Source organism: Streptomyces sp. NPDC056738 (assembly GCF_042790435.1).
GTDB lineage: Bacteria > Actinomycetota > Actinomycetes > Streptomycetales > Streptomycetaceae > Streptomyces.
Genome location: NZ_JBHTZF010000014.1, coordinates 253,926 through 276,764 on the forward strand (window position 1 = coordinate 253,926; position 22,839 = coordinate 276,764).

Sequence of the window (22,839 nt, forward strand, 5' to 3'; positions counted from 1 at the left end):
CCTCTGGAGACTCTCAATGCGCACGACGCGCCTCTCGGCGGCCATGGTCGCCGCCGCCGTGGTGTCCGGCACGCTGGCTCTGGCGAGCCCGGCGTCCGCCGACCCCACTCCCGCCGGAACCTTCCGCACCCTGGTCGGCGTGGGCTCGGACACCACCCAGGACGTGCTCAACGCCCTGGCCGGCGACACCGTCAACGGCAACTCCTACACGGCCACCGCCGTGAAGTCGGCCACCGGCGCGGGCATCGCCTCGTACGACGCGATCGAGCCCGGCACCGGCTCGACCACCTCGAACATCCAGACCCGCACGGGCGGCCCGACCTTCCAGCGCCCGAACGGCTCCGGCAAGGGCCGCCTCGCCCTCAGCATGTCGCTGACCGGCGACAAGTTCCCCGACAGCTCGGGCGTCTCCATCAAGGGCCAGGTCGACTTCGCCCGCTCCTCCAGCGGCCCGAGCACCTCCGGCACCGCCTTCACCTACATCCCGTTCGCGCGGGACGCCGTGGGCGTCGCGGTGCGCGGCTCGGCCCTCAACACGCTGACCGTCGACCAGCTCCACGACATCTACTCGGGCACGCTGACCGAGGTCAACGGCCAGACCGTGCACCCGAAGATCCCGCAGAGCGGCTCCGGCACCCGCAAGTTCTTCCTCGGCGCCATCGGCCTCACCGACGCCACGCTCTCCCCGACCGTCGCGACCGTCCAGGAGAACCAGGCCAACGGCGCCCTCGACGCGGACGGCGCGCTCGTCCCGTTCTCGGTGGGAAGCTGGATCGCCCAGAACAACGGCATCTCCCCGGACTTCAGCACCACCGCGGCCGCCGCCGGCGCCCACCTGGCGGCCGTGCAGCTTCCCGGCGACACCGGCGCCACCACCCCGATCGCCACCGTGAACGGCAAGCTCGCCCCGGTCGGCGCCTACTACGAGAACGCCACCTTCGGCCGTGACGTCTACAACGTCGTGCCGAGCCGGGCCATCGACCCGACCAGCATCTTCTTCGACAAGGACCTCTACGACGTCTTCGTCACCAGCGGCTCGCACGAGGCGGGCCTCGCCTCCGATGCCGCCGAGGGCGTCATCGCCAAGTTCGGCTTCGTGAACGAGTCCTACAACGGCTCGGTCAACCTCGCCAAGCACGCCAAGCTCGGCGGCCTGGAGGAGTCCGGCGTCGACGCCGCCACGCCGGCCGCGCCGACCGTGAGCGGCACCCGCGGCGACGGCAGCGTCAAGCTGAACTGGACCGCCCCGGCCGCCACCGGTCTCCCCGTCACCGACTACCGCGTGACCCTGACCGGTTCGGACGGCGCCGTCGTGTCCGTCAAGGACGTCCCGGCCACCACCAGGTCGTACACCTTCAGCGGTCTGGCCCTCGGTCACTACACGGCCACGGTCTCCGCCGCCAACCTCAACGGCAGCGGCGCCGCCGCCTCCTGGACCGGCGACATCAAGTACACGACCACCCTGAAGGCGACCACCGCGACGACCGCGTACGGCAAGACCCCGAAGGTCGCCGTCACGGTCACCGGCACGCACGGCGTGGTCCCGACCGGCACGGTCACCGTCAAGGAGGGCACCACCACCCTCGGCACCGGCACCCTGGACAGCACCGGCAAGGTCTCCGTCAGCCTGTCCAGCCACCTGAAGGTCGCCACGCACAGCCTCACGGTGTCCTACGGCGGCAACAGCAAGCTGCTGACGTCCAACGGGACCGCCTCGCTGACCGTCTCGAAGGCGGCCCCGAGCGTCACCACCACCGCTCCGGCCTCCATCAGCCACCTCTCGCAGGCCAAGGTCACCATCAAGGTCACCGCGACCGGCACCACGCCGACCGGCACGGTCCGGATCTACGAAGGCTCGCACGTCATCGCCACCGGCACCCTGAGCGGCGGCACCGTGACCGTCAAGCTGCCCAAGCTGTCCCGCGGCACCCACACCATGCACGCCTGGTACGTGGGTTCCACCACGGTGAACTCGAAGAACGGCGCCGACTTCCGGATCAAGTCCACCTGATCCGCGGCCTGTAGCACCACCCGCCCGCCGGGGGCGCCCAGCAGGACGCTCCCGGCGGGGCCTCTCCCGTCCCACCCGCCCCACCCGTTCCCTGAGTTGAGTGAAGGAGACGCGCCGCCGTGACGGTCGCCGTACAGACCACGCTCGCAACGCCCCTGCCGCGGCCGGGCGTTCGAGGCGTCACCGCCGTCCGGCATCTCGCCCGCGGCGGTCTGCTCACCGTCGCGGCCCTGCTGCTCGGCCTCACCGCCCAGGTGCTGTTCCTCAGCGGCTTCCAGGAACGCGCCGCGCAGCACTCCGCGTACGACTCCCTGCGCGCCCAACTGGCCCTGGGGACAGCCCCGGTGGCCCAGACCGACCAGGAGGGCGCCCTGCTCGCCCCGGGCACCCCGGTCGCGATCGTCGACATCCCCGCCCTGCACGTGCGCCAGGTGGTCCTGGAGGGCACCGACTCCGGCGTCATGAAGGACGGACCCGGCCACCGCCGGGACACCCCGATGCCGGGGCAGGCCGGCACCAGCGTGCTGATGGGCCGCGCCGCCGCGTACGGGGGTCCCTTCGGACGCCTCGGCGACCTCGCCGCCGGCGACACGTTCACCGTGACCACCGGCCAGGGCAAGGCCACGTACCGGGTCTTCGGCGTCCGGCGCGCCGGCGATCCCGCGCCCGCTCCGCTCGACGCCGGCAAGGGCCGCATGGTCCTCCTCACGGCCACCGGAGCGGACTTCATGCCCGGCGGGGTGCTGCGGGTCGACGCCGAGCTGGTCTCCGCGCCGGCGCAGACCCCGGCCGCCGTCATCCGCTCCGGCACGCTGCCCGAGGCCGAACAGCCGCTGGCCCGGCCCGGGGGAGTGCCGTGGCCGCTGGTGATGTGGCTCCAGGCGCTGGTCCTCGCGGCCGTCGCCGCCGTGTGGGCCTGGCACCGCTGGGGCCGACACCAGACCTGGATCGTGTTCGCCCCGGTCGTCGCCGTCCTCGGCCTCCAGGTGGCGACCCGGGTCACGGAACTCCTCCCCAACCTGACCTGACCGTCCACAGCCCCGACGCCCCGACGCCCCGACCACCGGAACCCGCCCGACCGGCCGAGCCCGACTCGCCCGACCGGGTCACCCCGGCCCCGACCCACCCCGCCGAGCCGAGCCCGGCCCGAATTCGCCATGAGGTGCCCGACGTGACCGATGCGACCGCCGCGCGTGACAGCGCCGCGAACGAGACCGCCCCGACCGACAGCGTCCCGGCGGCCACCGCCGGTACCGGCCGTGCCGCGCCCGCCGCCACCGCCGTCATCGACCCGGGCACCGTGGTCGACACCGTCGCCCTGCCGCCTGTCCCGTCGGACGGGACCCTCCGGACCCGCCATGGCGCGGCCCCCGCCGAACTCGACGCGCGCGAGGTGTCGGCCTGGTTCGGCAGCCACCTGGTGCTGGAGCGGGTCTCCCTGACCATGCCCGCCGGACAGGTCACCGCCCTGATCGGCCCGTCCGGCTGCGGCAAGTCGACCTTCCTGCGCACCCTCAACCGGATGCACGAGCTGATCCCCTCCGCCGCGATGGCCGGCGAGGTGCTCTTCGACGGCGAGGACATCTACGCCCCCGAGCGGCGGCTGACCGAGGCCCGGCGCCGGATCGGCATGGTCTTCCAGAAGCCGAACCCGTTCCCGGCCATGTCGATCTACGACAACGTGGTCGCCGGCCTGCGCCTGACCGGCACCCGCGCGGGGCGCCGCGAGAAGGACGAGCTGGTCGAGGAGAGCCTGACCCGGGCGGGTCTGTGGAAGGAGGTCCGGGACCGGCTGCGGCAGCCCGGCGGCGCGCTCTCCGGAGGCCAGCAGCAGCGCTTGTGCATCGCCCGCGCTCTCGCCGTACGGCCCCGGGTCCTGCTCATGGACGAGCCGTGCTCGGCGCTCGACCCGACCTCGACCCGGCGTGTCGAGGAGACCATCCACGAACTCGCCGGACAGGTGACCGTCGTCATCGTCACCCACAACATGCAGCAGGCGGCGCGCGTCTCGCACCAGTGCGCGTTCTTCCTCGCCGAGCAGGGCACCCCGGGCGCCATCGTCGAGCACGGCCCCACCACCGACATCTTCGGCACCCCGAAGGACCAGCGCACCGCGGACTACGTAGCGGGCCGCTTCGGCTGAGCCCCCGACACCCACGCCCCGCCGCCGAGCCCCCCACACCGCCCCCACGCCACACCGGGCCCCTGCACCGCCCCGCCACGCCGGGCCGCCGGTCTCCGAGCTGCCCGGGCCGTCCCCGTCGGGCTGTCCGCGCCGGGCGTCCGCCCCGCACCGTCAGGCCGGGTCGGGTCGGGTCGCCTGCACCGTGGGCGCCCGCGCCGCACCGGGTCACCCGTGCCCGGGCTGTCCGCGCCGCGCCGGGCTGTCCGCGCCGGGTCGGGTCGCCCGCACCGTCCGCGCCTGCGCCGCACCGGGTCGCCTGCCCCGTGCCGACCCCGGGCCAGGTCAGCGCGCCAGGACCGACCGGCGCCGCTCCGGGCTGCCCGCAATCGCGCCGGCCTGGGTGTCGGGCCCCCTGCGCCGACCCTGCCGAGCTGGCCCGTGCCGAGCGGTCCGAGCCGGACGGCCCGCACCGACCCCGCCCGCTCCGGGCCGGGCCGGAGTCGCCCGCACCGCGCCGGGCCGGGTTGCCCGCACCGACCCCGGGCCAGATCGGGGCGCCCGGACCGACCGGCGCCGCGCCGGTGTCGCCCGCGCCGCGCCGGGCTGGCCGCACCGCCCCCTCCCGCGCCACGCCGGACCAGGCGGTCCGCCTGCCCCGCCCGCGCCTTGGCGGGCGCGCCCGCCCCGCCCGCACCCGTGCGGGCCCGCACGCCCCCATGCGCCCGCGTCGCACCACCCGCGCCGAGACGGGTCGGCCCACGTCCGCCGAGCGGGTCGGTCCCACCCCCGCAGACGCGGGGCAGCACCCGGCGCCGAACGGGCCCCCACCCACCCCCGCCCCCGCCCCGAGCGCACCCTCATGACGGAACGTGACGCGAAAAGGGCCGGAGACGGTGGCCTCGCCGGGATCCGGGGGCTTCGGTGTGAGACCGTGGAGACGATGAAGGGGAACGAGCCCGGGAACCCCGGGCCTTCCCCGGTGCACATCGGCGGACGCCGCCGACGAGTCGGATCACAGCCGGTCACCGCACCCGTTCAAGATCCAAACGCCCGAAGAGCCGGGCGAGTTTACCCATCCTCGTAGCCGACCATGCGCCGCGCGGCCAGATTTTCTTCCCCTAACGGGCTGAACTTTTGTTGATCGTGGGTTAGTTGGCCGCCCGATCGTCCTACCCTTCAAAGGGTGAACCAACTGATGTCCCGAGAGTCCGAGGCCGATCTCCCCGGGGAGCCGCTGCTCCCGGGCGCGCTGCCCGAGGCACTGCGCGCCGAACTCGTCGCGTTCCGCCGCGACTTGCACATGCACCCGGAGCTCGGCAACCAGGAGTTCCGCACCACCGCGGCGATCAAGGCACGCCTGGAGCAGGCGGGCCTCGAGCCGCGGGTCCTGTCCATCGGGACCGGCCTCATCTGTGACATCGGGGACGCCGACGACGTACGCCCCATGCTGGCCCTGCGCGCCGACATCGACGCGCTGCCGATCCCGGACACGAAGAGTGACTGCGCGTACCGCTCGACGGTGCCGGACCGCGCCCACGCCTGCGGCCACGACGTCCACACCACGGTCGTGCTCGGCGCCGGTCTCGTCCTCGCCGACCTGCACGCGAAGGGCCTGCTGCCCCGGCGTGTCCGGCTGATCTTCCAGCCCGCCGAGGAGGTCCTGCCCGGCGGCGCCCCGGACGCGATCGAGTCGGGCGTGCTCGAAGGCGTCGGGCGGATCGTCGGCGTGCACTGCGACCCGAGGGTCGACGCGGGGCGCATCGGACTGCGGCACGGCGCCATCACCTCGGCGTGCGACCGGCTCGAAGTCGCGCTCGACGGCGCGGGCGGCCACACCGCCCGCCCCCACCTCACCACCGACCTCGTCACGGCCGCCGCGCGGGTCGTCACCGACGTGCCGGCCCTCGTCGCCCGGCGCGTGGACGCCCGCAGCGGGCTCGCGGTGACCTGGGGACGCATCGAGTCGGGCCACGCCTGCAACGTGATCCCCCAGCACGCCGAACTGTCGGGGACGATCCGCTGCCTGGACCTCGACGCCTGGCGGGCCGCGCCCGACCTCGTCCACGCGGCCATCGACGAGATCGCGAACCTCTACCGCGCCAAGTCCGAGATCAACTACATCCGGGGCGTCCCGCCGGTCGTCAACGACCCGGGCGTCACCGAACTGCTCCGCGAGGCCATGACCGCCCGGCGCGGCGCCCAGTCCATCGAGGACACCGAGCAGAGCCTCGGCGGCGAGGACTTCTCCTGGTACCTGGAGCACGTGCCCGGCGCGATGGCCCGGCTCGGGGTGCGCCGCCCCGGCGACCGCACCACCCGCGATCTGCACCGGGGCGACTTCGACGCCGACGAGCACGCGATCACGGTCGGCGTCGAGATGTTCACCGCCGCGGCCCTCCTGGACCCGTCCTAGGTCCACCGCCACCGGCCCAGCCCCTCCCGGGGCCCCGGGCCAACTCCCTCCCGGGGCCCGCCGGAGCACCCCTCACGGGACCCCGAACAGGCGACGGACACGGCCGGGTGAACTCCGGTCGCGCCCCCCACGCCCCCGCAGTAGCGTGGTCGCAGTTCTACGACAACAGTCACTTTGTGGAGCAGCGACCACCCCCTCCGTCACGCGGGGCCCGTTCCCCGGATTCGCCGCGTGAGGTCCGTGATGGTCACTGCGTCCCCGAACACGCCTTTCGGCCGCATGGTTCACAAGGACGTAACCGGCCATCGGCACGAATGGATAACGGCCAGGCGGAACCCCGTTCCCTGGACGGTCTACGCGCGTTAATGTGCGCCGAACTCAGCACCCACTGCGGGGCTTTGGAGAATGGGGAGCTTCAGATGCGTCGGATTGCCAGCCTGACCCGCATCGCGGTGGGGGTCGCGTCGCTCGCACTCGCCGCCACCGCCTGCGGCGGTACCAGCAGCGACAGCAACAGCAGCAGCAACAGCAGCGAGAGCGGTGGCGGCAAGGGCCTCGCCATCGCGTACGACGTCGGCGGCAAGGGCGACCAGTCGTTCAACGACGCCGCGTTCGCGGGTCTGGAGAAGGCGAAGAAGGAGTTCGGCTACCAGACGGCCGACGTCGAGCCCACCGACAACGAGACCGACGCCGACAAGCAGCAGCGCCTGGAGTCCCTCGCCAAGCAGGGCTACAACCCGGTCATCGGCATCGGCTTCGCCTACGGCCCCGCGCTGGAGAAGGCCGCCGCGAAGTTCCCGAAGACGACCTTCGGCATCGTCGACTCGGTCGTCAACGGCAAGAACGTCGCCTCCCTGGTCTTCGCCGAGCAGGAGTCCTCCTACCTCGCCGGTGTCGCCGCCGCCAAGGCCACCAAGAGCAACACGGTCGGCTTCATCGGTGGTGTGGACGTTCCGCTGATCCACAAGTTCGAGGCCGGCTACACGCAGGGTGTCAAGGACACCAAGCCCGGCGTGAAGGTCCTCTCGCAGTACCTGACGCAGACCGCCGCCGAGGGTGGCTTCTCCAGCCCCGACAAGGGCAAGGCCGCCGCCGAGGGCCAGATCGAGAAGGGCGCCGACGTCCTGTACGCCGCCGCCGGTCTCTCCGGTCAGGGTGTCATCGAGGCCGCCTCCAAGGCGGGCGTGTGGGCGATCGGCGTCGACTCCGACCAGTACAAGCAGGAAGCGCTGGCGGCGTACAAGGACAAGATCCTGACCTCCGCGCTCAAGGACGTCGGCGGCGCGGTCTACACGCTGTCGAAGTCGGTCCACGACGGCAAGCCGCTGACGGGCACGCAGACCTTCGACCTCAAGGTCAACGGTGTCGGCCTCGCCGACAGCAACCCGAAGATGGGCGAGATCGCCGGCCTGAACGACGCCGTGGCCAAGGCGAAGGCCGCCATCATCGCCGGCGACATCAAGGTCAAGACCTCGTAGTCGCGTGAACGGCGGGTGACCGCGACGGGCTCCGGCCCGCCTCCGCCCCACCGGGCGGGCGAACACGATCGAAGTACCGCGGAACGGGCGGGCCCCCCAGGGGCCCGCCCGTTCCGCTGTCCGCCCTCAAGATCACCCTGCGTCCTTTTTCCTTTGCGATCGGCATGTGCGGGGCCCCTGGACACGTGGCGTCGAGCACAGCCGGATAACAAGGTGGACAGAAGGGGTTTTCTAGTTGGTCTACGCGCGTTAATCTGCGGCGAAGCCAGCGCCGAAGCTGAACCGTCAGGCGCTGAACGACAGGAGCACATGTAATGCGCCGGGTTACCCGCATCGCGCTCGCAGGCACTGCGACCGCCTCTCTCGCCCTCGCTCTGTCCGCCTGTGGCGGCACCTCGACCTCCTCGGACTCCTCGGACTCCAAGGGCGGCAACAAGGGCCTCGCCATCGCGTACGACGTCGGCGGCAAGGGCGACCAGTCCTTCAACGACGCCGCGTTCGAGGGTCTGAAGAAGGCGAAGGGCGAGTTCAAGTACGAGACCGCCGACGTCGAGCCCACCGACGGTGAGACGGACGCGGACAAGACCCAGCGTCTGGTCTCCCTGGCCAAGCAGGGCTTCAACCCGGTCATCGGCATCGGTTACGCCTACGGCCCGGCCGTCAAGGCCGCCGCGGAGAAGTTCCCGAACACCACGTTCGGCATCGTCGACGACTCCACCGTCACGGCGAAGAACGTCGCGGACCTGGTCTTCTCCGAGCAGGAGGCCTCCTACCTGGCCGGCGTCGCCGCCGCCAAGGCGACCAAGACGAACACCGTCGGCTTCGTGGGCGGCGTGGACGTTCCGCTGATCCACAAGTTCGAGGCGGGCTTCGAGCAGGGCGTCAAGGACACCAAGCCGGGCGTCAAGGTCCTCTCGCAGTACCTGACCCAGACCGCCCAGGAGGGTGGCTTCTCCAGCCCCGACAAGGGCAAGACGGCCGCCGAGGGCCAGATCGAGAAGAAGGCCGACGTCGTCTACGCCGCGGCCGGTCTGTCCGGTCAGGGTGTCATCGAGGCCGCCTCCGCCAAGAAGGTCCTGGCGATCGGCGTCGACTCGGACCAGTACCTCCAGGAGGCGCTGGCCCAGTACAAGGACTCGATCCTGACCTCCGCGACCAAGGATGTCTCCAAGGCGGTCTTCAACCTGGCGAAGTCGGTCGAGGATGGCAAGCCCGAGAGCGGTATCGTTCGGGGCGATCTGAAGTCCGGTGAGGTCGGCCTGGCCGACTCCAACCCGGCCTTCAAGAACAACACCGCGATCCAGGACGCCGTCAAGGCCGCCCAGGAGAAGATCATCAGCGGTGCGATCAAGGTCAAGACCAGCTGACGAGAAGTACCTCAGGAGCAGCCAATGCGGTCCCGGGGAAGTTCGGGCAAGTCGTCGTGCCGGCCGGCACGGGGAGGCGCCCGTTCTGCCCCGGAGCCGCTTGGTAACCGCGGGGTTACGTCCGCTCAACGGGATACGAGGAGTCTTGCTCCACGTATCCCGTTCTCGCGGCCTGTGGCCCCTTTCGTTGCCGTAGGGGCGCTACGCGCGTAGACGACCCCCTTTCCCTCAGGAGAGTGCGCCATCAACGCGTCCAGCAGCCCTCCGGCCGACGCGGTCAACGGTCAGGTGACCGCCGTCGAACTCGCCGGGATCACGAAGCGATTCCCCGGCGTCGTGGCCAACCACGACATCCACCTCAGCGTCCGCAAGGGCACCGTGCACGCCCTCGTCGGCGAGAACGGCGCCGGCAAGTCGACGCTGATGAAGATCCTCTACGGCATGCAGAAGCCGGACGAGGGCACCATCGCCGTCGACGGCGAACAGGTCACCTTCTCGTCGCCGGGCGACGCCATCGCCCGCGGCATCGGCATGGTCCACCAGCACTTCATGCTGGCCGACAACCTCACCGTCCTGGAGAACGTCACCCTCGGCAGCGAGAAGCTGTACGGGATCGGCGCCAAGGCCCGCCGCAAGATCGTGGAGATCTCCGACCGCTACGGCCTCGGGGTCCGCCCCGACGTCCTGGTCGAGGAGCTCGGCGTCGCCGAACGGCAGCGCGTGGAGATCCTCAAGGTCCTCTACCGCGGCGCCCGCATCCTGATCCTCGACGAGCCGACCGCCGTCCTCGTGCCGCAGGAGGTCGACGCACTCTTCGACAACCTGCGCGAACTCAAGGCCGAGGGCCTGTCGGTCATCTTCATCTCGCACAAGCTCGGCGAGGTCCTCTCGGTCGCCGACGACATCACGGTCATCCGGCGCGGTACGACGGTCGGCACCGCCGTGCCGTCCGAGACGACCCCCCGTCAGCTCGCCGAGCTGATGGTCGGCAGCGAACTGCCCACTCCGGAGACCTCCGAGTCGACCGTCACCGACCAGGCCGTGATCGAGGTCGACGACCTGGTCGTCTTCGCCAAGGGCTCGGTGTCGATGGGCAAGGGCTCCGCCGCCCTGCTCATGGACGAGGTGGAGCGCGGCGCCGTACGCCTCGTGCTCGACCACGTCTCCTTCACCATCCACGCCGGTGAGGTCATGGGCATCGCGGGTGTCGAGGGCAACGGCCAGACCGAGCTCATCGACGCGCTGATCGGTCTGAAGGGCGCCGACTCCGGTGTCATCCGCTTCGCGGGCGAGGACATCACCGCGATGTCCACGCGCAAGCGCCGCGAGAACGGCATCGGCTACATCCCCGAGGACCGGCACCGTCACGGCCTCCTCCTGGAAGCCCCCCTCTGGGAGAACCGCATCCTCGGCCACGTCACCGAGAAGCCCAACGCCAAGGGTGTCTGGATCGACATCAAGGGCGCCCAGCAGGACACCCGCCGCATCGTCGAGGAATACGACGTGCGCACCCCCGGCATCGACGTCACGGCCGCCTCCCTGTCCGGCGGCAACCAGCAGAAGCTGATCGTCGGCCGCGAGATGAGCCACAAGCCGAAGTTCCTGATCGCCGCCCACCCCACCCGTGGTGTGGACGTCGGCGCGCAGGCCCAGATCTGGGACCAGATCCGCGCGGCCCGCCGCGAAGGACTCGCCGTCCTGCTGATCTCCGCGGACCTGGACGAGCTCATCGGCCTGTCCGACACGCTCCGGGTGATCTACAACGGCAAGCTGGTCGCGGACGCGGACCCGGCCACCATCACCCCGGAGGAACTCGGCTCGGCCATGACCGGTGCCGCCTCCGGACACCTGGAGAACGAGGAGCTCGCCGAAGCGGCCGAGCTCGAAGAGCCCGCCGAGAACCCGGCGGACGCCCCGGAAGACGAGGCCCGCTGATGAAGAAGTTCGACAAGGAGCGCATCCTCCTCGGGGTGGCCGGGCCGGTCATCGCGCTCGTCGTCGCCGTGGCACTGACGTCGATCGTGCTGCTCGCCTCGGGCAAGAGCCCGATCGAGCCGTACTCGATCATGTTCCAGCAGGCGACGTACTCCGACATCCAGGTCCTGATCATCAACCAGGCCTCGCTGTACTACATCGCGGCGCTGGCGGTGGCCATCGGCTTCCGGATGAACCTGTTCAACATCGGTGTCGACGGCCAGTACCAGCTCGCCGCCATGATGGCCGCGATCGTCGGCGCGCACGTCGCGCTGCCGGCCGTGCTCCAGGTTCCGCTGCTGATGCTGACCGCGATCTGCACCGGCGCGTTCTGGGCCGGTATCGCCGGTGTCCTCAAGGTCACCCGCGGGGTCAGCGAGGTCGTCGCGACGATCATGCTGAACGCGATCGCGACCTCCGTCATCGCCTACCTGTGGCTGCCCGACGTCTTCGGCGTCAAGCTCGGCAACAACAACACCACCGGCGAGATGCACAAGTCCGGCTGGATCCCCGGCTTCAGCATGGGTGACGCGGGCGAGATCTACGGCCTGGTCATCCTCGCCGTGGTCCTCGGCATCGGCTACTGGATCGTCCTCAACCGCACCCGCTTCGGCTTCGACCTGCGCGCCTCCGGCGCCTCCGAGTCCGCCGCCGCGGCCAGCGGTGTCGACCCCAAGCGCATGGTGCTCACCGCGATGCTCCTCTCCGGCGGCATCGCCGGCCTCGCGGGTCTGCCGATCCTGCTCGGCGACACCCACACGTACAGCCTGAACTTCCCGACCGGCATCGGCTTCCTCGGTATCGGTATCGCGCTGCTCGGCCGCAACAGCCCCGTCGGCATCGCCTTCGCGTCCCTGCTGTGGGCCTGGCTGGAGAAGGCCTCGCCCGAGCTCGACTTCCACGGGTACGACAAGGAGATCGCGGTCATCATGCAGGGCCTGATCGTGATCTCGGTCGTCGTCTCCTACGAGGCCGTGCGCGAGTGGGGTCTGCGCCGCCAGCAGCGCCGCGTCGGCGCCGAACTCGCCGCGGGCAACGTCCTCGGCGGCCCGAACAACACCGAGAAGGAGGTGGCTGGCCGATGACCACCGCAACCGACGTCAACCAGCCCACGCTGGAGCCCGCGGCTCCCAAGAGCCGCCGGATGTCGCTCCCCGTCCTCCTGCTGGTGATCGCGGGCGCCCTGGCGCTGACCTCGATCGTCCGCATCATCACCGGCGCCGACGGCATCACCAACGTCAGCCAGATGTCGACCGCGCTCGAACTGGCCGTCCCGATCGGCCTGGCGGGCCTCGGCGGTCTCTGGGCCGAGCGCTCGGGCGTCGTCAACATCGGCCTCGAAGGCATGATGATCCTCGGCACCTGGTTCGGCGCCTGGGCCGGCTACCAGTGGGGCCCGTGGACCGGTGTCATGATCGGCATCATCGGCGGCGCCCTCGGCGGCCTGCTGCACGCGATCATCACGGTCACCTTCAACGTCAACCACATCGTCTCCGGTGTGGCCATCAACATCCTCGCGCTCGGCATCACCCGCTATCTCTCCCCGATCGCCTTCGTCGGCCACCAGGGCGGCTCGGCCAAGCAGTCCCCGCCGGTCGACTCGCTCGGCCAGTTCACCGTGCCAGGGCTCTCCGACTGGCTCACCACCCTGAACTCCAAGGGCTGGTTCTTCATCTCGGACATCGCGGGTCTGCTCGGCGGTCTGGTCACCGACGTCTCCTGGCTCACCCTGATCGCCGTCGCGCTGATCCCCGGCACCTGGTGGGTCCTGTGGCGCACCTCGTTCGGTCTGCGTCTGCGCTCCTGCGGCGAGAACCCGATCGCGTCCGAGTCGCTCGGCGTGAACGTCTACAAGTACAAGTACATCGCCGTGATCATCTCCGGCGGACTGGCCGGCCTCGGCGGAGTCTTCCTCTCCCTCGTCGCCAACCCCTTCTACCTCGAGGGCCAGACCGCCGGCCGCGGCTACATCGGTCTCGCGGCGATGATCTTCGGCAACTGGATGCCCGGCGGCCTCGCGCTCGGCGCCGGCCTGTTCGGCTACACCGACAGCCTCAACCTGCGCGGCGGCTCCGAGAACGTCCACGCCCTGCTGCTGCTCGGCGCCATCCTGCTCGCCATCGGCGCGATCTGGCTCGCGGTCAAGAAGAAGTACGTCTCCGCCGTCATCACCCTGGTCATCGGCGTCCTCGTCTTCCTCTGGTACGCCCTGACCAACGAGGTGCCCACCCAGATCGTCTCCGCCACGCCCTACGTCATCACCCTCCTCGTCCTGTCCCTGTCGGCGCAGCGCCTGCGCATGCCGAAGGCGGACGGCCTGCCGTACCGGAAGGGACAGGGGAAGTGACGGCCGCCGGCGCGGACTCCGCGGACGTCGACTGGGAAGAGCTGCGGGAGGTGGCCCGTACGGCGATGACCCGTGCGTACGCGCCCTACTCGGACTTCCCGGTCGGCGCCGCCGCCCGCGTCGACGACGGCCGGATCGTCTCCGGCTGCAACGTCGAGAACGCCTCCTACGGCCTCGGCCTGTGCGCCGAGTGCGGTCTGGTCTCCGAACTGCGGGCCACCGGAGGCGGCCGGCTGACGCACTTCACGTGTGTCGACGGGCGGGGCGAGATCCTCGTCCCGTGCGGACGCTGCCGGCAGCTCCTGTTCGAGTTCGGCGGCGAGGAACTGATCCTGGAGACACCGCGCGGGCTCGTGCCCCTCTCCGAGATGCTCCCGCAGGCCTTCGGGCCGGGCCATCTCACCAAGTAATGCCCCGCGGCCCCTCCGACCGGCTGACGCCGGGGAGGGGCCGCTCATCTTTCGGAAGGAACGCCATGGCCATGGACGCCGTCTCCGTCATCCGCACCAAGCGGGACCGTGCCGAGCTGAGCGACGCGCAGATCGACTGGGTCATCGACGCGTACACCCGCGGCGAGGTCGCCGACTACCAGATGGCCGCCCTCAACATGGCGATCCTGCTCAACGGCATGAACCGCCGTGAGATCGCCCGCTGGACGGCCGCGATGATCGCCTCGGGCGAGCGCATGGAGTTCTCCTCCCTGTCCCGCCCGACCGCCGACAAGCACTCCACGGGCGGTGTCGGCGACAAGATCACCCTTCCGCTGGCCCCGCTCGTCGCCGCCTGCGGTGCCGCGGTGCCCCAGCTCTCCGGGCGCGGCCTCGGCCACACCGGCGGCACCCTCGACAAGCTGGAGTCGATCCCGGGCTGGCGCGCGCTGCTGTCCAACGAGGAGATGCTGCACGTCCTCGACACCACGGGCGCGGTCATCTGCGCGGCCGGCGACGGACTCGCCCCCGCCGACAAGAAGCTCTACGCGCTCCGCGACGTCACCGGCACCGTCGAGGCCATCCCGCTCATCGCGTCCTCCATCATGTCCAAGAAGATCGCCGAGGGCACCGGCTCGCTGGTCCTCGACGTGAAGGTCGGCACCGGCGCCTTCATGAAGACCATCGAGGACGCCCGCGAGCTGGCCTCCACGATGGTGGGCCTCGGCACCGACCACGGTGTGAAGACGGTCGCGCTCCTCACCGACATGTCCACGCCGCTCGGTCTGACCGCGGGCAACGCCCTGGAGGTCCGCGAGTCCGTCGAGGTCCTCGCCGGCGGCGGCCCCGCCGACGTCGTCGAGCTCACCGTCGCCCTGGCGCGCGAGATGCTCGACGCGGCCGGGATCAAGGACGCCGACCCGGCGAAGGCCCTCGCCGACGGCTCCGCGATGGACGTGTGGCGCCGCATGATCGCCGCGCAGGGCGGCGACCCGGACGCCGCGCTGCCCGTCGCCCGCGAGCAGCACGTGGTGAAGGCGTCGGCCTCCGGCGTGCTGACCCGCCTCGACGCGTACGACATCGGGATCGCCGCCTGGCGCCTGGGTGCCGGACGCGCCCGCAAGGAGGACCCGGTGCAGGCCGGCGCCGGCGTCGAGCTGCACGCCAAGCCGGGCGACACCGTCACGGCGGGCCAGCCCCTCATGACCCTCCACACGGACACCCCGGACCGCTTCGAGTACGCGCTCCAGTCCATCGAGGGCTCCTACGACGTCGCCGCGGCCGGGACGGACTTCAAGGCCACCCCGATCGTGCTGGACCGCATCGCCTGATCGTCAGGTCCAGGGCGGGGACCGGTGCCGTCGCGCCGGTCCCCGCGCCTTCGCCCCTCAGCCGAGCAGGGCCGCGACCACCACGAGTACCGGCACGGCCAGGATCGTCGAGAGCAGGATCGACTCACGGGCCAGGGACTCGCCGACCCGGTAGCGCGAGGCGTACGTGAAGAGGTTCTGCGCGGCCGGCAGGGCCGAGGTCACCACCACGTCGAGCAGCGGCGCGCCGCGCAGGCCGAACACACCGGTGGCCAGCGCCCAGGCGGCCAGCGGCTGGCCCACCGCCTTCAGCGCGACCGACAGCAGCACCGGGCCCCGGTCCGAGCCCCGGCCCGGCAGGGCGCTGCCGCACAGCGAGATCCCGAAGGCCAGCAGCACCGCCGGGACCGACATGCCGCCGATCAGCCGCAGCGGTTCCAGGACCGGACCCGGCACGGTCAGGCCCGTCGCCGACACCGCCACCCCGCTCAGGGAACCGACCGCGATGGGATTGCGCAGCGGTGTGAGCAGACGACGCCACAGGGGGCCCTTCTCGCCCGCCGCGGACAGATCGAGAACGGTCAGGGCGATCGGCGTGACCATGATCTGCTGGAACAGCAGGACGGGCGCCACCAGCGAGGCGTCACCCAGTACGTACACGGCGATCGGGATGCCGAGGTTGCCGGAGTTGACGTAACTGGAGCAGAGCGCGCCGATCGTCGTCCTGCCCGGGCCCCAGCGCCGTACGGCCCCCGCCGCGACGAACACCCCGGCCGCCGCGGCCGTGCTCATCGCCGTGACCAGGAGCCGGCTGGAGAAGACGACCGACAGATCCGCCCCCGCGAGCGTCGTGAACAGCAGCGCGGGCGAGGCCACATGGAAGGCGAGCCTCGTCAGCACGTCCCGTCCGTCGTCCCCGAGGTGGCCCCGCCGCCCGATGACGTACCCGGCGCCGATGACGACGGCGATGACCGCGAAGCCCGTCAGCACTCCGCGCACGAGGCCTCCTCGGCGGGCGGGGAGCAGGCCGGCAGGCCGTCACGTATCGCGGGCGGAACCGATTCATGGGGCATGCACCCAACCCAAGGGGGCGGAGCCGACGCGGGTCAATGTGATCTTCCGCGCCGCCCGCGATGAGTTCGCGGCCCCCCGGCGGTCTACTGACCGTGGACTCCGCGAAACCGGCCGTGCTCGTGCTGCCAGGACTCGTCACCCGGGACGAGGTACCCGGGCTCTGCGAGGCTGTCCGGGCGCTGCTCACGGCGGGCGGCAGCGGGGTCGTGGTCTGCGACGTCGCCGGCCTCGGACCGCCCGGCCTCGCCACCGTCGACGCGCTGGCCCGCATGGAACTGGCGGCCCGCCGGGCGGGCGGCCGGATACGCCTGCACGGCGCGGACCCGGCGCTGCGCGCCCTACTCGACCTCGTCGGCCTCCGTTTCGAGACCTCCGACGGCCGCGGGTCCGCCCTCGCCCCGGGGCCCGGGAGCCTCGGGACCGTCGAGGTGGAGGGGCAGTCCGAAGAGCGGGAACCAGCGGGCCGTGTCCAGGAAGAAGTGGAACCCGGAGATGCGGCCCTTTGAGATCTCCAGCACCTGCACCGACCAGGGGGTGTGGCCGCCCGCCTCCTCGTCCGGCTTGTACTGGGCGAACCCCGGCAGGCCGTTGACCTCCACCGGGATCAGACGCGAGTCGGCGCACGCGGCACCCAGGGTCGTCATGAAGCCGGTGATGTCGTCCGTGCCCCGCAGCCACAGGTCGAACGGCGGCATCGTCATGACCGCGTCCTCGTGCAGGAGGGCCGTCAGCGCCGTCATGTCGTACCCCTCGAAGGCCGCCACGTAGCGCTCCAGGAGCTTTTGCTGCTCCTCGTCCAGCGGGTCGGAGGTCGCGGCGTCCGCGCCCGCCCCGTCCCTCTCCGCGAGGGTGGCGCGGGCCCGCTGGAGGGCGCTGTTGACCGAGGCGACGGTCGTGCCGAGCAGTTCGGCGACCTCGCTCGCCCGCCACGCCAGGACCTCGCGCAGGATGAGCACCGCGCGCTGCTTGGGCGGAAGCTGCTGGAGGGCCGCCATGAAGGCCAGCCGCACGGATTCCTTGGCCACCGCGGCCTCCGCCGGATCGCTGGTCGTCGGCAGCACGCGGCCGTCGGGCATCGGCTCCAGCCAGGTGTTGTCCGGGCGGGGGGTGAGCGCGGCCTGCGCCAGCGGCGAGGGGCCCGTGAAATCCATCGGGCGGGCTCTCCTGTTGCCCGCGTTGAGCATGTCCAGGCACACGTTCGTCGCGATCCGGTACAGCCAGGACCGCATCGAGGAGCGGCCCTCGAACGAGGCGTAGCCGCGCCAGGCCCGGACCATCGTGTCCTGCACCGCGTCCTCGGCCTCGAAGGAGGAACCGAGCATGCGGTAGCAGTATCCGGTCAGCTCGACCCGGTGCCGCTCCAGCCGGACGTCCAGGTCCGCCGTCGTCGCCGTACCCTCGCTCATCGCCAACCCACCCCTGTGGCTGCTTCCGTTTCGCGCGTCATCGCGCCGGCACTTCGGAAGCTACCGCAGCCCACTGACAATGGCGTGCGGAGTGGGGAGAACGGCAGGTCACAGGGGGTGTTCCGGAGAGCGGACCCGGGCCCGGCGGAAGTCTGCGGGCCCCGGGCGGAAGTCTGCGGGACCCGGCGTTCCCCGGGACCCGGCGGGCGGGCCCGGGGAAGACGGGCCCGGGGCGGGCGGGTCCGGGGCGGGACCCGCCGGCTTCCGGGCCCCGGGCCTCAGTGGGCCGGAGCGGGCACGCCGCGCGCGGCTGTACGCGCCGCGCGGGAGCCGAACAGGGTGATCGTGACGACTCCCAGCACCGCGAACAGGCCCATGGTCACCGTGCCCGACCAGCCCCCCGCGTGGAAGGCGACCGCGCCCAGGGTGCTGCCCGCGCTGGAGCCGATGTAGTACGCGGACTGGTAGAGGGCCGACGCCTGCGCCCGCCCCGTCTTCGCGGTGTGGCTCACCGACGACGAGGCCACCGCGTGGCCCACGAAGAAGCCCGCGGTGATCAGGACCAGGCCGAGCAGCACCATGACCAGGGAGCCGGCCAGCGACAGCAGCAGCCCCGCGGTCGTGGTGGCGCCCGCCACGTACAGGGAGCCGCGGCGGCCCAGGCGGCCGGCCAGCCGGCCCGCCGTCGACGCCGACACCGTACCGACGAGGTAGACCAGGAAGACCGAGCCGACGATGCCCTGCGGGAGCGAGAACGGTGCCTCGCCGAGGCGGTAGCCGATGACCGTGTAGACCCCGCCGAACACCATCATGAACAGCGCGCCGATCGCGTACAGCCGGCACAGCAGCGGGTTCGCGAGGTGCTCGCGCACCGTGCGGGCCAGCACCCGGGGCCGCAGCGAACCCCGTGTGAAGTGCCGCGGCGCCGGAAGCAGCAGCCGGAAGGCCACCGCGCAGACCACGGCGATCAGCCCGATCGTGCCGACGGCCACCCGCCAGCCCCATTCCTGCGCCACCCAGCCGGTGATGACCCGGCCGCTCATCCCGCCGACGCTGTTGCCCGCGACGAACAGACCGATCGCGGTGATCAGCGCCTTGGGGCGGACCTCCTCCGCCAGATACGCCGTCGCCGACGCCGGGAGTCCCGCCAGGGCCGCGCCCTGGACCGCCCGCAGGGCCACCAGCGCGCCGATCGACGGCGCGAAGGGGACCAGGAGGCCCACGGCGACCGCCACCGCCAGGGACGCCGTCATCAACGTACGCCGTCCGAAGCGCTCCGAGAGCGCGCTCATCGGCAGGACGAACAGCGCGAGCCCGCCCGTCGCGGCCGACACCGTCCAGCTCGCCTCGCTCGCGCTGACCCCGAAGTCCGAGGAGACGAGCGGCAGCAGGGCCTGGGTGGAGTAGAGGAGCGCGAAGGTCGCGACGCCCGCGAGGAAGAGGGCGAAGCTCATCCGGCGGTAGCCGGGCCCGCCGGGGGCCATGCGGGAGTCGGTGGCGGCGGGGAGGGAGGGTGCGGTGGGAGCGGAGGCGGCGGCGCCCGTGGTGACGGGCGCCCCGGTACTGGCGGAAGGCATACCCCGAACCTAAGGAGCCCTTCTTCATCCGTCCAATGCATGGAATCGCCATAATCGTTCCCATGGTGCATCAGCAGAGGTCACAGGCTCACCTGTCACCGTTCAGTGACACAGAAGACAGTGCGCACTTCGCGAGACTGCTCGCCCCGCGCCTGGCGTACTTCGCCGGTGTGGCCCGCACCGAGCACGTGACCCGGGCCGCGGAACAGATGCGGGTCCCGCAGTCGACGCTGTCCCGGGCGATGGTCAGGCTCGAACAGGACCTGGGCGTCGACCTGTTCGCCCGCCACGGCCGCACGGTGTCGCTGACCCCGGCCGGCCGCACCTTCCTCTCCTCCGTGGAACGGGCTCTCGCCGAGGTCGGGCGCGCCGCCGAGGAGGTGCGCGCGGACGCCGACCCGGCCACCGGCAAGGTCGCCTTCGGCTTTCTGCACACGATGGGCTCGGAGACCGTACCGGGGCTGATCCGCGCCTTCCGCGCCGATCATCCGGGCGTCCGCTTCAGCCTCGTGCAGAACTACGGGGAGGCCATGCTGGAGCGGCTGCGGTCGGGTGAACTGGACCTGTGTCTGACCTCGCCCGTGCCGGACGCGCCCGATCTGGTGGGCCGCCGGCTCGACGAGCAGAAGCTCCGCCTGGTCGTGCCGGCCGACCACCCGCTCGCCTCGCGCAAGCGCATCCGGCTCGCCGAGGCGGCCGACGAGACGTTCGTGACCCTGGAACCCGGCTACGGGATGCGCCGCATCGCCGACGACCTGTGCCAGGAGGCGGGGTTCCGGCCGCGCATCGCCTTCGAGGGGGAGGAGGCGGAGACGCTCCGCGGCCTCGTCGCCGCCGGCCTCGGCGTCGCCCTGCTGCCGCCACCGGCCGTCCCCCGTCCGGGAGTCGTCGAACTGACCGTCACCGCCCCGCGCGCGGTGCGCGAGATCGGCGTCGCCTGGCTGGACGGCCACCCCGACACCCCGCCGGTGGCCGCCTTCAAGAAGTTCCTGCTCTCCCGCCGCGGCCACCTGCTGCCCGACTGAGCCACCGGGCGGCCCTCGGCCCGGTGCGGCCGGAGGCGCGCAACGCGTCGCCGGGCGGGAATCGCCGGAACGCCCTGGAGCGTGGCCGCCCTAGGGCGTGTTGCGAAAGTCCCGCCTGCCACGCGACGCCATGTACGCACTCTCGCCGCACCGGGCGAAAGCCCAAGTACATCCAGTACGAGGACTTCCGCCCGGCACGCCGAGAGCACGCACCTGGCGCCGCGCGGCCCGCCCTTCGGGCGAACGACGGGACTTTCGCAACACGCCCTAGCGGCGCAACGACTGCCCGAACCCCGCCGCCAGCGGCATCCGCAGGCCGAGCGGCGGCGGCGCGGCGAAGGCGTCCTCGACCGGGCGGGAGTAGGAGCGGCCGAACAGCGAGCCCATCACGAAGTCCTCGGCGAGGGCCAGGACTTCGTGCCGGTGCTGGTGCAGGGCGTGCCCGTCGGAGTGGACCTCGAAGCGGCAGATGCCGCGGTTGGCCTTCTTCGCGCGCGCGGCGAGCCGGAAGGACAACTCCGGGTCGGTACGGGCGTCGTTGGTGCCGTGCACGATCAGCACGCGCCGCCCCGCGAGCTGTTTCACCGGTTCGGGTGGTGCCGCGACGTCGTCCTCCGGCAGCCAGGGTGCCAGCGCCAGCACGGAGTTGACGGCCGGGTGCCCGCCCGCGCGCAGTGCCGCCCGGCCGCCCATGTCGATGCCGGCCAGGCACACGGGCACGTCTCCGTAGCGGCGGACGACCTCGTCCGCCGCCCAGGACGCGTCGGCCGCGAGATGGGCCTCGCTGCCGTTCCAGCCGCGGACGCGGTAGTGCACCACATGGCCGACCATGCCTTCCTCGCGTCCGGCGCGGGCCAGTCGGCGCCCGAGCGCGCGTACGGAGGCGGTCGCCATCATGGGGGAGGGTCTTCGGGACGAGGTCTCCTCGCCGCCCGGCAGCAGCAGAACAACTCCGCTGACCGCCGTCGGCTCGGGGCCGAGCGCCCTCCCCAGCCGGGCCCTGCGAACCGGCGTCGCTTGCTGTGCCATGACAGAACAGTGTCAGAAGCAAGGGTGTACGCCACCCGTCCGCACGGTCACCGTTACGTATCGACGGATTCGTACAACAGGAGATCTACGCGCGTAGGGGCTAGAGTGCGAAAATGACGAGCCAGATCCGGAACACCCCGAGCTCGGAGCAGATCCGCCGGGCGCCCAAGGTCCTGCTGCACGATCACCTCGACGGGGGCCTGCGCCCCGGCACGATCGTCGAACTCGCCCGCGACACCGGCTACTCGGGCCTCCCCGAGACCGATCCCGGCAAGCTCGGGATCTGGTTCCGCGAGGCCGCCGACTCCGGCTCGCTGGAGCGCTACCTGGAGACCTTCGCCCACACCTGCGCCGTCATGCAGACCCGTGAGGCCCTGGTGCGGGTCGCCGCCGAGTGCGCCGAGGACCTCGCCGAGGACGGTGTCGTCTACGCCGAGGTGCGGTACGCGCCCGAGCAGCACCTGGAGGGCGGGCTCAGCCTCGAAGAGGTCGTCGAGGCGGTCAACGAGGGCTTCCGGGAAGGGGAACGGCTGGCCCGGGAGAACGGTCACCGTATCCGGGTCGGCGCCCTGCTCACCGCGATGCGGCACGCGGCCCGCGCCCTGGAGATCGCCGAACTCGCCAACCGTTACCGCGACTCGGGCGTCGTCGGCTTCGACATCGCGGGCGCCGAGGCCGGGTTCCCGCCCACCCGGCACCTCGACGCCTTCGAGTACCTCAAGCGCGAGAACAATCACTTCACGATCCACGCCGGCGAGGCCTTCGGCCTGCCGTCCATCTGGCAGGCGCTCCAGTGGTGCGGCGCCGACCGGCTCGGCCACGGCGTCCGCATCATCGACGACATCCAGGTGCGCGAGGACGGCTCGGTGGAGCTCGGCCGGCTCGCCTCGTACGTCCGGGACAAGCGCATCCCGCTGGAGCTGTGCCCCAGCTCCAACCTCCAGACCGGCGCCGCCGACTCGTACGCGGCCCACCCCATCGGCCTGCTGAGGCGGCTGCACTTCCGCGCCACGGTCAACACCGACAACCGTCTCATGTCGGGTACGAGCATGAGCCGGGAATTCGAGCACCTTGTCGAGGCGTTCGGTTATTCGCTCGACGACATGCAATGGTTTTCTGTCAATGCTATGAAGTCGGCGTTCATTCCTTTCGATGAACGACTGGCCATGATCAATGACGTGATCAAGCCCGGATATGCAGAATTGAAGTCCGAATGGCTGTTCCAGCAGACGGCTTCCACCAGCGGTTCTTCGGGAGAACAAGCCTGATCGAGGC

The 22,839-nt window shown here is 71.5% G+C and carries 17 protein-coding genes and 1 pseudogene; 14 read left to right on the forward strand and 4 right to left on the reverse strand.

What is annotated here, in order from left to right; all coding sequences use genetic code 11:
- Positions 1-16: 16 nt before the first annotated feature.
- The 11 genes from ACFRIC_RS32715 (at position 17) to ACFRIC_RS32765 (ending at position 15,474) form a co-directional block, all read left to right on the forward strand.
- On the forward strand, positions 17-2,011 hold the full coding sequence (locus ACFRIC_RS32715) for an Ig-like domain repeat protein (protein WP_382793352.1): 1,995 nt from the start codon (positions 17-19) through the stop codon (positions 2,009-2,011).
- A 119-nt stretch (positions 2,012-2,130) separates the two neighbouring features.
- Positions 2,131-3,039: a sortase gene (locus tag ACFRIC_RS32720; RefSeq protein WP_382793356.1), complete on the forward strand. Its 909-nt coding sequence runs from the start codon at positions 2,131-2,133 to the stop codon at positions 3,037-3,039.
- Positions 3,040-3,329: 290 nt separating this feature from the next.
- On the forward strand, positions 3,330-4,154 hold the full coding sequence (gene pstB, locus ACFRIC_RS32725) for a phosphate ABC transporter ATP-binding protein PstB (RefSeq protein WP_382793533.1): 825 nt from the start codon (positions 3,330-3,332) through the stop codon (positions 4,152-4,154).
- A gap of 1,177 nt (positions 4,155-5,331) precedes the next feature.
- Positions 5,332-6,549 (forward strand): M20 family metallopeptidase, encoded by a 1,218-nt coding sequence (locus ACFRIC_RS32730; RefSeq protein WP_382793360.1) that lies wholly within the window; start codon positions 5,332-5,334, stop codon positions 6,547-6,549.
- Between the two features lie 419 nt (positions 6,550-6,968).
- On the forward strand, positions 6,969-8,027 hold the full coding sequence (locus ACFRIC_RS32735) for a BMP family protein (RefSeq protein WP_382793363.1): 1,059 nt from the start codon (positions 6,969-6,971) through the stop codon (positions 8,025-8,027).
- A gap of 314 nt (positions 8,028-8,341) precedes the next feature.
- Positions 8,342-9,394, forward strand: coding sequence for a BMP family protein (locus ACFRIC_RS32740; RefSeq protein ID WP_382793365.1), 1,053 nt, complete (start codon positions 8,342-8,344; stop codon positions 9,392-9,394).
- Between the two features lie 288 nt (positions 9,395-9,682).
- Positions 9,683-11,329 carry an ABC transporter ATP-binding protein gene (locus tag ACFRIC_RS32745; protein ID WP_382793368.1) on the forward strand — a complete coding sequence of 549 codons (1,647 nt, stop codon included), beginning with the start codon at positions 9,683-9,685 and terminating at the stop codon, positions 11,327-11,329.
- The gene (locus ACFRIC_RS32750) at positions 11,329-12,453 is read left to right on the forward strand and encodes an ABC transporter permease (protein ID WP_382793371.1); all 1,125 of its coding nucleotides are present in this window, start codon (positions 11,329-11,331) and stop codon (positions 12,451-12,453) included. Before ACFRIC_RS32745 ends, ACFRIC_RS32750 begins: the two co-directional genes overlap by 1 nt.
- Positions 12,450-13,715, forward strand: coding sequence for an ABC transporter permease (locus tag ACFRIC_RS32755; RefSeq protein ID WP_382793373.1), 1,266 nt, complete (start codon positions 12,450-12,452; stop codon positions 13,713-13,715). The genes ACFRIC_RS32750 and ACFRIC_RS32755 overlap by 4 nt, the downstream gene beginning before the upstream one ends.
- Positions 13,712-14,125 (forward strand): cytidine deaminase, encoded by a 414-nt coding sequence (locus ACFRIC_RS32760; RefSeq protein WP_382793376.1) that lies wholly within the window; start codon positions 13,712-13,714, stop codon positions 14,123-14,125. The genes ACFRIC_RS32755 and ACFRIC_RS32760 overlap by 4 nt, the downstream gene beginning before the upstream one ends.
- Positions 14,126-14,190: 65 nt before the next feature.
- A complete protein-coding gene (locus tag ACFRIC_RS32765; protein ID WP_382793379.1) occupies positions 14,191-15,474 on the forward strand; it encodes a thymidine phosphorylase in 1,284 nt (427 codons plus the stop codon).
- 57 nt (positions 15,475-15,531) lie between these two features.
- Here the strand turns inward: ACFRIC_RS32765 and ACFRIC_RS32770 are convergent, their stop codons facing one another.
- On the reverse strand, positions 15,532-16,452 hold the full coding sequence (locus ACFRIC_RS32770) for an AEC family transporter (protein ID WP_382793381.1): 921 nt from the start codon (positions 16,450-16,452) through the stop codon (positions 15,532-15,534).
- A gap of 134 nt (positions 16,453-16,586) precedes the next feature.
- Here ACFRIC_RS32770 and ACFRIC_RS32775 point away from each other — a divergent pair.
- Positions 16,587-16,826: pseudogene (locus ACFRIC_RS32775) on the forward strand (STAS domain-containing protein); the annotation flags it as partial.
- Between the two features lie 39 nt (positions 16,827-16,865).
- Here the strand turns inward: ACFRIC_RS32775 and ACFRIC_RS32780 are convergent.
- Together ACFRIC_RS32780 and ACFRIC_RS32785 are read right to left on the reverse strand one after the other, a co-directional pair.
- Positions 16,866-17,933, reverse strand: a complete 1,068-nt coding sequence (locus tag ACFRIC_RS32780; protein WP_382793384.1) for a sigma-70 family RNA polymerase sigma factor — start codon at positions 17,931-17,933, stop codon at positions 16,866-16,868.
- A 278-nt stretch (positions 17,934-18,211) separates the two neighbouring features.
- Entirely contained in the window at positions 18,212-19,510 is a 1,299-nt protein-coding gene (locus tag ACFRIC_RS32785; protein WP_382793387.1) for an MFS transporter, read from the reverse strand.
- A gap of 62 nt (positions 19,511-19,572) precedes the next feature.
- Between ACFRIC_RS32785 and ACFRIC_RS32790 the strand changes: the two genes are divergently transcribed.
- Positions 19,573-20,535 carry a LysR family transcriptional regulator gene (locus ACFRIC_RS32790; protein ID WP_382793390.1) on the forward strand — a complete coding sequence of 321 codons (963 nt, stop codon included), beginning with the start codon at positions 19,573-19,575 and terminating at the stop codon, positions 20,533-20,535.
- Between the two features lie 267 nt (positions 20,536-20,802).
- On the opposite strand, the gene ACFRIC_RS32795 is transcribed toward ACFRIC_RS32790, so the two are convergent.
- A complete protein-coding gene (locus ACFRIC_RS32795; protein WP_382793393.1) occupies positions 20,803-21,564 on the reverse strand; it encodes an alpha/beta hydrolase in 762 nt (253 codons plus the stop codon).
- A 113-nt stretch (positions 21,565-21,677) separates the two neighbouring features.
- Here ACFRIC_RS32795 and ACFRIC_RS32800 point away from each other — a divergent pair, with 113 nt between their 5' ends.
- Positions 21,678-22,832 (forward strand): adenosine deaminase, encoded by a 1,155-nt coding sequence (locus ACFRIC_RS32800; protein WP_382793396.1) that lies wholly within the window; start codon positions 21,678-21,680, stop codon positions 22,830-22,832.
- Positions 22,833-22,839: the final 7 nt, after the last annotated feature.